Source organism: Lysinibacillus sp. DFXJR4 (genome assembly GCF_057196045.1).
Window position 1 is genome coordinate 47,302 of sequence record NZ_JBXUNW010000003.1, and the last position, 13,455, is coordinate 60,756.

Annotated in this window: 14 protein-coding genes; 5 read left to right on the forward strand and 9 right to left on the reverse strand. The window is 36.6% G+C overall.

Annotated elements, in window-relative coordinates; translation table 11 throughout:
- Nucleotides 1-100: 100 nt before the first annotated feature.
- Nucleotides 101-1,450, reverse strand: coding sequence for an FAD-binding oxidoreductase (locus tag AC2CGN_RS10465; protein ID WP_484513746.1), 1,350 nt, complete (start codon nucleotides 1,448-1,450; stop codon nucleotides 101-103).
- A gap of 189 nt (nucleotides 1,451-1,639) precedes the next feature.
- On the opposite strand from AC2CGN_RS10465, the gene AC2CGN_RS10470 reads away from it, so the two are divergent.
- From AC2CGN_RS10470 to AC2CGN_RS10480, 3 genes are all read left to right on the forward strand, one after another.
- Nucleotides 1,640-3,055: a LysM peptidoglycan-binding domain-containing protein gene (locus AC2CGN_RS10470; RefSeq protein WP_484513748.1), complete on the forward strand. Its 1,416-nt coding sequence runs from the start codon at nucleotides 1,640-1,642 to the stop codon at nucleotides 3,053-3,055.
- 152 nt (nucleotides 3,056-3,207) lie between these two features.
- The gene (locus AC2CGN_RS10475) at nucleotides 3,208-3,369 is read left to right on the forward strand and encodes a YfhD family protein (RefSeq protein WP_283869106.1); all 162 of its coding nucleotides are present in this window, start codon (nucleotides 3,208-3,210) and stop codon (nucleotides 3,367-3,369) included.
- Between the two features lie 12 nt (nucleotides 3,370-3,381).
- Nucleotides 3,382-3,573: an H-type small acid-soluble spore protein gene (locus tag AC2CGN_RS10480; protein WP_054770918.1), complete on the forward strand. Its 192-nt coding sequence runs from the start codon at nucleotides 3,382-3,384 to the stop codon at nucleotides 3,571-3,573.
- Nucleotides 3,574-3,757: 184 nt separating this feature from the next.
- Here the strand turns inward: AC2CGN_RS10480 and AC2CGN_RS10485 are convergent, their stop codons facing one another.
- Both AC2CGN_RS10485 and AC2CGN_RS10490 read right to left on the reverse strand, forming a co-directional pair.
- Entirely contained in the window at nucleotides 3,758-5,917 is a 2,160-nt protein-coding gene (locus AC2CGN_RS10485; protein ID WP_484513751.1) for a bifunctional diguanylate cyclase/phosphodiesterase, read from the reverse strand.
- Nucleotides 5,918-6,119: 202 nt separating this feature from the next.
- Nucleotides 6,120-6,659, reverse strand: a complete 540-nt coding sequence (locus tag AC2CGN_RS10490) for an RNA polymerase sigma factor (protein WP_429982706.1) — start codon at nucleotides 6,657-6,659, stop codon at nucleotides 6,120-6,122.
- 210 nt (nucleotides 6,660-6,869) lie between these two features.
- Here AC2CGN_RS10490 and sspI point away from each other — a divergent pair, with 210 nt between their 5' ends.
- Nucleotides 6,870-7,079 (forward strand): small acid-soluble spore protein SspI, encoded by a 210-nt coding sequence (sspI, locus tag AC2CGN_RS10495; protein WP_283869109.1) that lies wholly within the window; start codon nucleotides 6,870-6,872, stop codon nucleotides 7,077-7,079.
- 212 nt (nucleotides 7,080-7,291) lie between these two features.
- The gene (locus AC2CGN_RS10500; protein WP_286924573.1) at nucleotides 7,292-8,671 is read left to right on the forward strand and encodes an FAD-binding oxidoreductase; all 1,380 of its coding nucleotides are present in this window, start codon (nucleotides 7,292-7,294) and stop codon (nucleotides 8,669-8,671) included.
- Nucleotides 8,672-8,934: 263 nt separating this feature from the next.
- Here AC2CGN_RS10500 and AC2CGN_RS10505 read toward each other — a convergent pair whose 3' ends face one another.
- The 6 genes from AC2CGN_RS10505 to AC2CGN_RS10530 all read right to left on the reverse strand — a co-directional run bounded on the left by AC2CGN_RS10505 (nucleotide 8,935) and on the right by AC2CGN_RS10530 (nucleotide 13,449).
- Entirely contained in the window at nucleotides 8,935-9,447 is a 513-nt protein-coding gene (locus AC2CGN_RS10505; RefSeq protein WP_484513754.1) for a GNAT family N-acetyltransferase, read from the reverse strand.
- A 43-nt stretch (nucleotides 9,448-9,490) separates the two neighbouring features.
- Nucleotides 9,491-10,198 carry an amino acid ABC transporter permease gene (locus AC2CGN_RS10510; RefSeq protein WP_286924575.1) on the reverse strand — a complete coding sequence of 236 codons (708 nt, stop codon included), beginning with the start codon at nucleotides 10,196-10,198 and terminating at the stop codon, nucleotides 9,491-9,493.
- A gap of 12 nt (nucleotides 10,199-10,210) precedes the next feature.
- Entirely contained in the window at nucleotides 10,211-10,915 is a 705-nt protein-coding gene (locus AC2CGN_RS10515) for an amino acid ABC transporter permease (RefSeq protein WP_429982709.1), read from the reverse strand.
- A 25-nt stretch (nucleotides 10,916-10,940) separates the two neighbouring features.
- Nucleotides 10,941-11,765, reverse strand: a complete 825-nt coding sequence (locus AC2CGN_RS10520; RefSeq protein ID WP_484513756.1) for a transporter substrate-binding domain-containing protein — start codon at nucleotides 11,763-11,765, stop codon at nucleotides 10,941-10,943.
- A gap of 393 nt (nucleotides 11,766-12,158) precedes the next feature.
- A complete protein-coding gene (locus AC2CGN_RS10525) occupies nucleotides 12,159-12,434 on the reverse strand; it encodes a glutaredoxin family protein (RefSeq protein WP_286924578.1) in 276 nt (91 codons plus the stop codon).
- Nucleotides 12,435-12,447: 13 nt separating this feature from the next.
- The gene (locus tag AC2CGN_RS10530; protein WP_286924579.1) at nucleotides 12,448-13,449 is read right to left on the reverse strand and encodes an LLM class flavin-dependent oxidoreductase; all 1,002 of its coding nucleotides are present in this window, start codon (nucleotides 13,447-13,449) and stop codon (nucleotides 12,448-12,450) included.
- Nucleotides 13,450-13,455: the final 6 nt, after the last annotated feature.

Consider the following 13,455-nt stretch of genomic DNA (forward strand, 5'->3'; position numbering starts at 1 on the left):
TAATTATTCATGCAAAAGGACAGCATGCATAGCTAATTTTCAGCATGCTACCCTTTTTATCTTAATTCAGCAAATGTTTTTTGTATCGTTGATTCACTACCTAAAGCCATTTTCGATTAGGTGGGATGCTTTGAGGAAAATGAAACACATTCAACGGATCGTATTTTGACTTTACCTCTCTTAATCTACGAACATTTCGGCCATAATAAGCAGTCAGCCAATCTTTAATAAAGCGATCAGGGAAATTGACATAATCCCCAGTAGTATAAGGAGACAAAGCCCGTCTGACATTTTCCACCCATCGAATGTTTTTCTCTTCTTCTTTAGGTTTTTTCCAAGATGTATTGTACTCCTGTGCCATTAAAGCATTTCTATAATAATAAGCAGTACGATTGGGTGCAACTTGACCTACAGCGCCTCCTAAAGATTGCTGCCAAATCGTTGTATTTCTATTTGGTGGTTTAGCTAAGAATTCCTTCATTTGTACAATGGCGGCATGTGGAAATGGTCTTTCAATAAAAGAACCAGATCTTTTACGAAGGGCTGGCTGGTTGCCACTTGGAATATCAAAAAATTCTACAGCCTTTAAATAAGGGACTTCCTTTATCCAAACATTTCTGGGTGTTCCTGTTTTCCTTAAAGGCCGTAGTAATTTCTTTAATTCTGAAGCAGAACCCACAAACTCTCCTTGTGCAACAATCTCACCTATCTCCTTTGATTTAAGCTCAATCTGGGACGTTAAGCGTTCATCTGTATATGGTGCCCATTTTTGCCATGCATCAAAGGCACGTTCAAAATCCTCCCAACCCCATGTAATAGAAAAAATAGCAACATCATTAATTGGATGTAGTTTAAAGGTAAGTGCAGTTACGATACCAAAATTGCCACCTCCACCTCCACAGCTAGCCCACAATAAATCACTGTTTTTTTGCCTGTTTGCTTGAATGACTGTTGCTCCTTCATGACCACTTACACCCACCATCTCAATTTCAATCAAATTGTCACATGTTAACCCAAATGGACGAGATAGCATCCCAATTCCTCCACCAAGTGTTAAGCCCACGACACCTACACTACTTTCGGTTCCGGCAGGTATTGTTACACCTTGTTCTCCTAATACACGATAAACGCTCCCAAGATTTGCCCCTGCTTCAATTTTCACTGTCATTTCCTGAAGATTGAATTGAATGTCATTCATGTCACTAATATCAATAACAAGACCTTTATTTAATAATGAATAATTTTCATAGCTATGCCTGCCACTTCTTATTCGAAATGGTTCATTATTTTCCCTTGCCCAGTTTAATGCATTTATAACATCCTTTGTATCTTGACAAAACACAATTACGCTGGGATATTTTGGATTATTTAAGTTGTTATTTGTTCTTGCCTGTTCATATCCCAGATCATCAGGGGTAACAATTCTTCCAGTGAGCTTTACTTTTTTCAAAAGCCAGCTCCTTTCTCAAATAATGAATGCATATGCTCTATCCTATGCATATTGATTGGAAAGAATATGAACAATAAAATATTTATTATGCATTGTTGAATCCACAGAAATAGAAGGCTCTTCAGAAAAATACTCATTTTCTTCCTTAATACATATGATGCAATATGAAAACTACTTTGGAGGTGTCCAATGATAATACATGTGGTGAGTGCTGGTGAAACACTGTGGCAAATTGCAAATCACTATTTTGTACCTATTCAGGAGATTATTCAATTAAATGGATTATCTAATCCAGACCAATTAGTAATCGGACAATCACTCGTTATTCCCTCTCCCTATACAACTCATACAGTGAAAAAAGGAGATACTCTATGGTCGATTGCACAACAATACAACGTATCAATTCAATCTATTATCTCTGTTAATCATTTAACTAATCCTGATTTGCTAACGCCTGGCACTCAATTAGTAATTCCACCCGTTATTCATATCGTCCAACCTGGAGAAACGTTATCTCAAATTGCTTATCAATATAGTACGACTGTTCAAGCTATTGCTGTTGAAAATGGCATTTCAAATCCAAATCTGATTTATGTAGGTACACACTTAATCATCCCAAGAGCAAAGCCTTCAATTGAGGTGAACGCCTATACGTATGAAAAGCCAAAAGAAGCTGTTCAATCTATAAATGCCATTGGCCATCTTCTTACTTATTTTAGTCCTTTTGCTTATATAATAAAGGAGGATGGAACTTTAGAGCCGCTTGATGATCAAGAAATGATTGCAGCTGCCAATGCAAAAAACATTACACCTATGCTAACCCTTACAAACCTAACTTCTACTGAAACAGGCTCTAACTTATCACATGTTATTTTATCAAGCGCAGCATTACGTGAAAAAGTGATTACTAATACTCTACAAGTAATGCAGGAGAAGGGTTATAAAGTTTTAAATATTGATTTTGAATACGTCCTTCCAGCAGATCGAGAAAATTATACTGCCTTTCTTCAACTCGCTGCTGACCGTCTACATCCGTATGGCTATCTAGTATCTTCAGCACTTGCACCTAAAACAAGCGCAGCACAGGTAGGAACACTGTATGAGGCTCACGATTATGAAGCACATGGGAAGATTGCAGATTTTGTAGTATTGATGACCTATGAATGGGGGTATCGACTTGGCCCACCACAAGCAATATCTCCAATTAATGAAATGAGGAAAGTTGTTGAATATGCATTAACTGCTATACCTGCTGAGAAAATACTTTTAGGCTTCGAACTTTATGCTCGTGATTGGCTTTTACCACATGTAAAAGGACAAGAAGCAGAAACATTCAGTTCTCAAGAAGCTGTTAATCGGGCAATAAAATATGGTGCAACCATTCAATATGATCTAGTTGCACAGTCACCATATTTTCGTTATGTTGATGAACATGGGAAGCAACACGAAGTTTGGTTTGAAGATGCTCGAAGTGCACAAGCTAAGTTTGATATGGTGCGACACTATAACCTTAGAGGAATTAGCTATTGGGCATTAGGTTTCCCTTTCCCACAAAATTGGGTGCTATTAAATAATGACTTTTCCATAAAAAAGGTCTCGCTATAAAAACGCTTGTTTCTTTTAAGGTTAACGATTTCTCCAAAAATAATTCATAACTGTTTTACATTAAATTTTTTCTGTTCCCTAGATTTCCCCTTGATAAAAATTCGATTCAAAAGCCATATTAAGAAATATCAAAAACGAAAGGAGATACAAACATGGGAAGAGACAATAAACAAGGACAAAGCGCCAACAAAGGATCTTTACCTCAAACGCCAAAAAACCAAAAAATAGCGCCCAACAAAGTGAGTGAAGAATTTTCAAAAGAGTTTATGGAACTTATTCATTCCGTTACCAAAGAAGGTAAATCAAAAAAATAAGGGGGACTTCAAGTGGATTTTAAACGTGCACAAGAAATAGTCGCCTCACCATTAGAATATGAAGTCAGTTATAATGGCGTATCTATCTGGATTGATAAGCTTCATGACGATGGAAAAACAGCAACTGTTCATTTACGGCGTTCTTTAGAGGAGCGATCAGAGGTGGATATAGGAGAATTAAAGGAAGAGTATCTGATGCATTAATCAATTATACCCCAGCATCATTGCGTTCGGATTTTTTCGAGCCTCATCAAAATCCGTGACATCTGCTGGGGTTTATTTTATTTATGCACCCACTAAATAGGTTAAACGCTATAATTTTTCCTTTTTAAATTGTAGCGGATTATAATTGTTGAGACTAGCCTATTATTATTCATTATCTTTATCTCTAAATAATGTAGTCTTCTACATATGTAAATTGTGTTAAAATTTCTAAAGCATGTATGTGTAATTCGTTAAAGTTATTAGAGATTTGTTCTGCTGAAATCGGCTTACTGAATAAATATCCCTGGATATAATCGCAATCTCCATCAATAAGGAACGCAAGCTGCTCAACTTCCTCAATTCCCTCTGCAACAACCTTCAGTCGCAAATGCTTGGCCATCGATAAAATCATGGACACAAGTGCTTCATCATTTGGATTATGCTGAATATTTCGAACAAACGCGCGGTCAATTTTTAAGCAATCAATCGGAAAATCCTTTAAATAAGAAAGTGAAGAATAGCCAGTCCCAAAATCATCCACAGCAATTTGAATACCTAATGCCTTTAATTCATACAGCAGCTGTGTCATTTGATCAATATTCATCGTCATACTTTCCGTGATTTCTAATTGTAAATGCTTTGGTTCTAATCGTGTACGCTGCAAAATTTCCTGTACCATCTGCACTAAATCCTGCTGGAACAATTGTCCAAGCGAAAGATTTACGGCTACCTTCATCGGTGGTAATCCTTGCTCCTCCCAAGCTTTAGCTTGAGCACAGGCGGTTTCTAAAATCCATTTTCCCAACGGAATGATAAGACCTGATTCCTCAGCAATGGCTATAAACTGATCTGGAGCCACAAACCCTCGTGTTGGATGACACCAGCGTACAAGTGCTTCTACAGATTCAATTTTACCCGTTTTTAAATTTACCTGTGGTTGAAAATCCAAATAAAATTCCTGATTAGCCAGTGCCTTATGTAAATCTTGCTCAATTAGAATACGATCAGTAACTCCGTTAGACATATAAGGTTTATAAAATAAACATCTTTGAGGGAGCTGACTCGCTTCTCTCATTGCTAATTGTGCATGCATTAGTAGTTCTTCACCCGTACAATCTTCTTCATGTAGGGCAATACCTATATTAAGATTTCCATTAAGTGAAAATAACTGTACCTGTAAGGGCTGTTTCATCACATTTCTTAAATTTAAACAGAATTGTAATAGCTCTTCTCTTGTTTTGACATGATTAATATAAATAATAAATTGGCCTTCATTCAGTTTTGTTGCAAAATAATAAGGCGGTAATATTCCTTGTATCCTTTCAGCAACAAGCTTCATCATCTTATTGGAATAGCTAATCCCTATTGATGCACGAATTGCTGCTAATCGATCAATTTCGATGGCTATAATTGCCTTTTGATGGTTATTTGCATGTAAGCTTTCCTTTAAGGTTTTCAATAATAAGTGCTCATTTGGAAGCTGTGTAATATCATCATGGTAGGCTTGAAAATGAAGCTCTTGCTGTGAATGCTCCAAATCCTGCTTGATTTTCAAAAGCTGCTGATAAGGTTTTTCTACAGTTGTATAATAAATGGCCTTTAAGAAAAAATAGAATGCAAAAAATTGATAAATAAGTGCTGAAAATCCCCAAATTGATTGCCAATCCTTACTGATAACAAAGAAAATATCACTAAAAATTAAATAGATGGCGGCACAAATAAGCCACATTACACGTTTTGGTATCTTTTTAAAATATTTACTTAAAATAAATATTGTGACAATCTGGAAAACCGCAGAAGATAAATAAACAATATCATTTATTTTATTCAACTGATTCTCAAACAGTAATTGCCTTGAAGATAAATAAACTAAAAAAAGGGTAAGTAATACTAATATTAAGGAACTTCCATATGTATAATAACGATATTTCATCGCTATATTTTGTTTTGGCTTTACAATAATAAATAAAAAGCCAATAGCCAAGCATAAACGCATTATGATATGTATACTCATTACCGCATAGTGCGAATGAACGGAATAGTTTTGTTGAATAACTAAACTAGCTAATTCCAATAATGCGGTGATAAAAAATAAATTACCTATGTATAATGTTTGATTTGATGAGAGATGTGAAAAAACAAGCCAAGATTGAATGGCAATTGCCATTGTAAAAACAATAATGAGTATTTTTATAACTAAATTCAAATAAAGATAACTTTCTTCCTTAAAAATACCATATACCTGATTACTAAAACCTAATAGGGGTACCACTAGCAATAACGGTAATACTATATACCAAAACTCCTTCTTTTCAATTTCTAAATGATTAAACCAATTTTCCAATCCAAACCCTCCATACTAAGTATATATCTATAAATTGTATAGGTAAATTTATCTACCTATTGAAAATATCATTTTAAAAATTGTATATTTTTTTGACTTCTTACAAATCATAGCATTTTTTTTGGAAGTTGTATGCAAGTATTGAAAGTATGCTAATATTCTGTGTATTTAGATATTAGCATACTTTTGCTATTTTATCCCTTTATTTTACTATAGAGGACCTCAGCCCACGTAGTTTTGTCATGATTCTAGTACGCCTCTTTTTTATGGCTGATACTGATAAATGTAATACTTGAGCGATCTCCTCATAAGTATAACCTTCTACATAATAAAGTAGTAAGATAGCTCTTTCCTCCTCCTTTACTTCAGCCAATAAAGCTTCTAAAAGCATAGGACTTTTCGGACTTATTTCAAAACCTTTAACGTAATTTATAGTTTCATCATCCATAGGTGCATGCAATTCTTCAAATGTCACCTCTTTTGTCAGCTCCTTCATCAGCTCTCCCTTAACGGTTGTATAAATATAAGCTGAAAATTTACCTTTCAATGGATCTACTTTACACCAAGCCTCCCATACTGCTATCGAAGCAAGATGACGATAATAATCATAATCTTTATAAATATGGAGCTTTAAAAAGATCGACGTTATCATTGGTTGGACTTTTTCTAATACTTCTTCAAATGACTGTTCAGGTGATAGCTTATTACATTGCGGCATCCCATTTTCCTTACGACTATGCACAGTCCTTTATTCCTAGGTGCCTTTATCTTACTTATTATACTACGAACATGGCGAATACCCTTTTTGTCGATATGATCAGAAATTTTGTATAAATCCATACTATAATTAATTCAGAATCGCTATAAAATAATAAAAAATCCTATCTTTATCTGTCCTTCTATACATATTTCTTCAAAGGCTGGACAAATTATCACTAAGGAGGCGAAATAGATGAATTTTCAAATAAGAGATGCGATCACGACAAACGTACATGGTCAAACAGCGGCTGAATTTAAAGATATTGTTGAAGATGCGATCAGTCGTGGGGAAGAGCATTTATTACCTGGGCTTGGTGTATTTTTTGAAAAGTGGTGGCAGCAATCTAGTCCTGCTGAGCAGGATGCATTTGTACAAAAGCTAGAAAAAGCATTTGCTCACTGATTTCAGTAAACAATGTAGGCGATGCAGTTTAGTGACCAAACACTCAAAGGTATAGAGGAACAAAGATTTTCTAAATTCTTTTAAAGGGTGATTGGTCCATATTGTTTGGGCGGTAGCTACAACAACATCAAGGCAAAATGCTAAATATTTCATTCCATTTCCAAGAAATGCATGATAAAGTTTTACTTATCAGAAAATTTGGAGGGATTGGAATGACTGTTGCCGTAGAATTAATCATCAATCAACTAAAAGAGGCTTTATTAGAAGAACAAGTATCGACAAACGAAACAGTGCGACAGCTTCATGGGAAGGATGAGTCTCATCATGCAATGAGCTTACCAGATATCGTTGTCTTTCCCCGTTCCACAGCAGATGTCAGTGCCATCTTGAAAATCGCGCATGCGGAACGTGTACCAGTCGTACCTTTCGGAGTTGGTTCAAGCTTAGAAGGAAATGCAATTCCCATTGCCAATGGTATTTCTATCGATTTCTCTGAAATGAATGCTATTTTAGACATTCGACCAGACGACCTATTGGTAAAAGTACAGCCGGGTGTAACTCGTGATCAATTGAATAAAGAATTAAAAAAACATGGACTTCAATTCACTGTCGATCCTGGTGCTGATGCAACATTAGGTGGTATGGCTGCTACCAATGCTAGCGGGACAACCGCAGTACGCTATGGGGTTATGCGGGATCAAGTTCGTGATTTAGAGGTCGTACTAGCGGATGGCTCGGTTATTCATACTGGGAGCCTTGCCGCTAAATCATCTTCTGGTTATCATTTAAATAGCTTATTTGTTGGCTCTGAGGGTACACTTGGCTGCTTTACAGAATTAACGTTAAAGGTCTATGGAATTCCTGAATTTGTAACTGCAGGGCGTGCAGTTTTTGCAACAGTTGGCGATGCTGTTAGTGCAGTAACTGCATTATTGCAGGTCGGGATTTCAATTGGCCGTGTTGAGCTGGTAGATGAAGCCTCTATTAAACAGGCAAATATTTATAATGAAACGTCTTATGAAGAAAAACCTACATTATTTTTAGAATTCCACGGTAACGAAGCTGGTATGCATGCTGACATAGATTTTGCGACAGAGATTTTCAAAGATTTCGATTGTCTTTCAGTTGAATTCGAGCATGATACAGCAGCACGCAATAGGCTCTGGCAGGCTCGCCATTCCTTAGCCTATGCATATATTCATGCTTACCCTGGGAAAAAGCTGATGTCGACTGATGTATGTGTACCCATTTCAAAACTAGCTGAAACCATTTTATATGCGCGTGAGCAACTGGAAGGCGTTGGGCTGGCAGGTGGTATTGTTGGCCATGTTGGAGATGGTAACTTTCATGCATTGCTTATGCTTGATCCAAATGATTCTGCCGAACGCGCACAAGCAGACCGCTTTAATGAACATATTGTGCAATATGCCTTACTCCGAGGTGGAACATGTACAGGTGAGCATGGAGTTGGAATTGGCAAAATGAAATATCAATCAACGGAGCATGGTACATCCCTATTAGTGATGAAAAGCATAAAGGCAGCCCTTGATCCCCATAATATTATGAATCCAGGAAAAATTTTTACTATGTAATCTTGCAAAAAAACACGATCTCGTCATTAAGACGGGATCGTATTAGTTTTTATAGGGATCTCCCTCTTAATGTCATAGGGGAAGTAGCCTTATGACCGTAGGCAAAACATGTGTAAGGTGATGAGCAATTCCTTGAGAGTAGTTGCCTTAAACGAAATAGGTTAGCACAGCAGTATTGAAGCTCCCTAGGAAGCAGAGTACCGCTATGCCACGTCAATAATCATTTAAATAGATTATTTGTACTGAAAGCCACTTAAATACTTTTATAAATCATAACGGAAGCCTTTTACAAGAATATCTCCCTTGCGAAAATCCTTAGATTCATCACGTACAAAACCTAATGATAAGTAAAGATTAATGGCAACCTGCATGATATCGCCCGAATGTAAATATAAAGCTTGATCCTGACGAGCGCGTGCGAAGGCAAAGCTTTCTTGTAGTAATTTTTTCGCAATGCCTAATCCCCTTCCCTTAGGATGCACGCCAAGTAAACGTACAATAGTAGAATGTATTGTAAGCTCTGGCAAACCATAGGCCTTTTCAGAATCCGTAAATAGCTGGAGTCCCCCTAAAATTTTATCCCCCTGCTTTGCCACTAAAATTGTTGCTGCATCAGGATTACCTACGGATGCACGAATAGCACTTAAATATGAAGCCCAATCCTCTGGGTTATGATATTCTTTCTCATATTGTGAATAGCTCTCTACAAGAACTTCTACATAACGTGCATGGTCTTCCTCTTTCAATTGTTCAATCACTATTTCCACGACTGTCATTGTTTATTCCCCTTTCTTTTTTTGTCGAACCATAGGTATTTCGTCAAATGCCGCCCTTATTATAGGCAGTCACTTTTCTTTCAAGGCGATGGGCAAGCCATTCAACGACGGCTGAAACGCCCCAATAGATAAGACCAACAGCGATAAATGCCTCCAAAAATTTTAAATTTTTAGAGGCAACAATATTCGCTACACCTGTTAATTCTTTCACTGAAAGAAAAAAAGCTAGCGATGTAGCATGTAAAAAGCCTATAAAAACATTCGTAAAATTAGGAATTGATTTACTAAATGCCTGAGGTAATATATACCGTCGCATTGCCTGAGAAAATGTTAAACCAACTGCATAAGCTGCCTCTAGCTGCCCCTTAGGTACACTTAAAATCCCTGATCGAATTATTTCGGAGGCATAGGCACCCGCACTCAATGTCAAAGCAAGTAAAACAAAAAATAATATAGGAATAGAGCTGGATTGAACATTTAACTTTAATGCTTTCGCAAGAAAATCCACTATGATAGGAACCCCAAAATAAACAAGCATTATATGCATAATAATGGGTGTACCTCTAAAAAAAGATACATAAAAATTTAACAACGGTGTGAAAAATTTAGTTTGCTGGAGTCGAACAAAGGCAACAATAACACCGATGATGATGCCCAATAAGACAGGTGTAATTGTCATAAACAAGGTTAACGGCAGTACCTTACTAATTTCTTTAAAAGCTTCAAAAATAAATGCAAAATCTATGGTCATAACTTTTACCTCCTAGCTAGATACAGCTTCCTTTGGCATATAGCGATTTAGATAGCGCTCATTACTCTTTAAAACCCTCTCTAGCAGCATCACAATGACATAATAGACAATCGATAGTGCCAAATAAATCTCTAGCGCTCTTGTGGTAGAGGCAATAAGTGTTTCTCCTCTCCCAACCATATCCATGACACCAATTGAAAATGCAAGAGATGTGTCTTTTAAGGAGCTAATCATCGTGTTCGCTAGATTGGGAAAGGCAACGCGAAGAGCCTGAGGAAATACAATCCGCACAAAGGCCTGTGTACCATTTAAGCCTACTGAATATGCAGCCTCGATTTGCCCTCGATCCACCGTTAAAATCGAGGCTCTAAAAATTTCTGCAAATGCAGCAGCATTACTGAACGTGTAGGTAATAATAACAAAATACATGGCATCCATTCTTGTTACATCAATATGCACAATCTTTAATAATGCAGGTATGCCATAAAACACTAAAAATAATTGTACTAATATCGGTGTACCACGAATAAACGAAATATAGATTGTTATTATTTGTCTCAAAACATTGATATGGAGTAGCTTTGGTAATGCAATACCTATTCCAAGCAGTATGCCAAAAAGAATCGAGAACACTAAAATTTCAAGTGTTACTGGTAAATACTGAAGTAATATTGGAAGTATTTTTGCTATAAGCACGAAGTCAAAGTCATTTGCCATACTTCCTTCACCCTCTCTGTTTTATTTAAAAGTCCACGGTATAATCATCACCTAACCACTTTTTACTTAGCTCGCTAATAACACCTTCTTCCTTTAATTCACGAATAGCATCATCAAGTCGTTGCTGGAGGATAATCTCATCTTTATTTAATAAGAAATACACTTTTGAATTTAATAATGCGTCTCCCGCTACCTTTTGCTGTGCTTCATTGTTTTCGTTATAATACTTCACTGCAAATGGTGTTGTTATAATAGCATCCACACGCCCCGTCGCAAGTTGGTTATTAACATCAACTGAGCCTGATGAATAGATAATATTTGCACCTAAATCGTGTTCCTTATTGTATTTCTCAATAAAGACAGCTGAATTACTAGTTGGAGAAACACTCACATTTTTTCCCTTTAAATCGTCAATAGATTGAATATCATCGTTTTTTGCATTAACCGTTACCTTTAATGGGAATACATTATAGGGCTCTTTATTAAATAGAAACTTCTCCTCACGCTCATCATTGACTTCCATTTGATGTGCAACAAAATCAATTTTTCTTGTTTCCAAACTTAGCAATAAATTTGAGAATTCCATTGTTTTAAATTCAAACTCATAATCTGGTAGCTTCTCATCAATTGCACGAACAAGCTCCACGTCATAACCAGTCAAATTTCCTTTGTCATCTAAGAAGCAGATATTTGGAAATTGTGTACCTGTACCAACAATCATTTTTTGAACTTTCTTTCCACTCTGTGCTGTATCATTCTTACTTGTATCTCCTTCAAGCTTTTCAGTACCTGCACAAGCGGTTAAAAGCAACATTAACAGTAGCAAACTTAAAAGTGTTATTTTTTTCATAATATCCCTCGCTTTTATCAATGTAAACTTAGCTGAATAGTAGCATTTATAACAAAGTGAAATTTTTTTAATGCCAAATTGGGCTTGGTAGCTCTTTTTTTGAGAACAGGCTTTTGCAAAACGCTCTAATTGGTCATTTTGCAGGAAACACAGCCTGCTCAATGTGTTGTGTTGTTAATATCCGTCTAGTTTTTATATTTGGTAAATTATTATTCAAATTACCACTGTGTAGCGATGACCAGATAAATGTAATAACTGCAATTAGTAAACTTGCAGCTGTTTGAACTACATTTGCAGTTAATTGTATCCATCAGCTAGTAATATTAACGTTATGGTGGGATAAAAAATAAAAAAGGGCGCCATTAATTTAAAGATGCTTTCATTTTATACGTTTTATGACTGTATTTTTTCTTCAGCTAGTGCTGCCTTTAAATGCTCCAGACCAAGTTCTGTAACGGCTTGATAGATACCGTCTTCACTTGAGCCAATTTCTACGACAGGTACATAGCGAATTCCATATTTTATATCGAGAATATCACGGAAAGCATCATTATGCGTTACATCCACTGTCTTATAAGGTATACCCTCCTCTTGTAAATACGTTTTTACCTCATTACAGTAGCTACAGCCCTGCTTCGACCAAATTATTACATCTCTATTTTTTGTCATAATGTTTTCCTCCTTAGCTAACCGCTTCTTTTAAATGTACTGGACTCAATAGCTCAAAAGATCGCTCACGCTCAAAATCCTTTAAGACAGGCGTATGCAAAATAAATTCATCGATTTGGTAGTTCACATGGTAGTCATCTAAAATGACTTTAATTTCTTCAGCTGTACCGTATAAAATATCGGCCTCATACTGCTCGACCGTATATTCCTCTCCAGATTCCTGACCAAATTTCTCTGCTAGCTCTACTGATTGTAGTGTCAGGCTTCTGCCACTTGCTAAATGCACCTTTGTAATTTTTTGATCACCCACCAGCTCTTTCGCTTCCTCTTTGCTTGGGGCAGCAAGTGCGGCAATGGAAATCGCAAAATGGCCGTTTGGATGGTGACTGCGATAGGTTTTAGCTGCTTGTGCCAAAACATTATTATCACTATTAATAAATCGAGCAAAGACGAATGCAATTCCTAGTTTACCTGCAAGAGCAGCACTTTCTGGGCTAGCACCGAGTAAAAATAATGTTGGCTTTATCTTCGGAATAGGCGTTGCTTGTATGCCATATAATTCGTGCTCTTTTGGTATTGATTGCTCAATTAATTGCTGTAAAAATAGTAATCTTTCCTCAAAATCTCCTCCATTATTGAGCGTGCCATATTGGAGGGCCTTTGTAGAAAGAGGTAAGCCTCCAGGTGCCTTCCCAATACCCAAATCTACTCGCCCCGGCTCCAAGGATGATAAAACATGGAAATTTTCCGCTACTTTATAGGGACTATAATGCTGTAGCATAACCCCACCCGATCCAATGTTGATTGATTTTGTTTTAGCTAGTAAATAAGATACTAATACCTCAGGAGATGTTCCTGCTAATGAATCTGTATGATGGTGCTCCGATACCCAAAAGCGTGAGTAGCCTAATTTCTCAGCTTTTTGTGCGAGTGCCACTGTCTTTTGCAAGGTCTGCTCATTTGTTGCACCCTCGATAATCGGACTTTGATCTAATATTCCTAGTGAATAGCTCATATATTG

Bases quoted from the DNA above. Each gene is read 5' to 3' on its own strand.
- sspI (WP_283869109.1), top strand. From the start codon at position 6,870: ATGAATTTTCAAATAAGAGATGCGATCACGACAAACGTACATGGTCAA.
- AC2CGN_RS10520 (WP_484513756.1), bottom strand. From the start codon at position 11,765: ATGAAAAAAATAACACTTTTAAGTTTGCTACTGTTAATGTTGCTTTTA.
- AC2CGN_RS10530 (WP_286924579.1), bottom strand. From the start codon at position 13,449: ATGAGCTATTCACTAGGAATATTAGATCAAAGTCCGATTATCGAGGGT.
- AC2CGN_RS10525 (WP_286924578.1), bottom strand. From the start codon at position 12,434: ATGACAAAAAATAGAGATGTAATAATTTGGTCGAAGCAGGGCTGTAGC.
- AC2CGN_RS10475 (WP_283869106.1), top strand. From the start codon at position 3,208: ATGGGAAGAGACAATAAACAAGGACAAAGCGCCAACAAAGGATCTTTA.
- AC2CGN_RS10505 (WP_484513754.1), bottom strand. From the start codon at position 9,447: ATGACAGTCGTGGAAATAGTGATTGAACAATTGAAAGAGGAAGACCAT.
- AC2CGN_RS10510 (WP_286924575.1), bottom strand. From the start codon at position 10,198: ATGACCATAGATTTTGCATTTATTTTTGAAGCTTTTAAAGAAATTAGT.
- AC2CGN_RS10500 (WP_286924573.1), top strand. From the start codon at position 7,292: ATGACTGTTGCCGTAGAATTAATCATCAATCAACTAAAAGAGGCTTTA.
- AC2CGN_RS10515 (WP_429982709.1), bottom strand. From the start codon at position 10,915: ATGGCAAATGACTTTGACTTCGTGCTTATAGCAAAAATACTTCCAATA.
- AC2CGN_RS10470 (WP_484513748.1), top strand. From the start codon at position 1,640: ATGATAATACATGTGGTGAGTGCTGGTGAAACACTGTGGCAAATTGCA.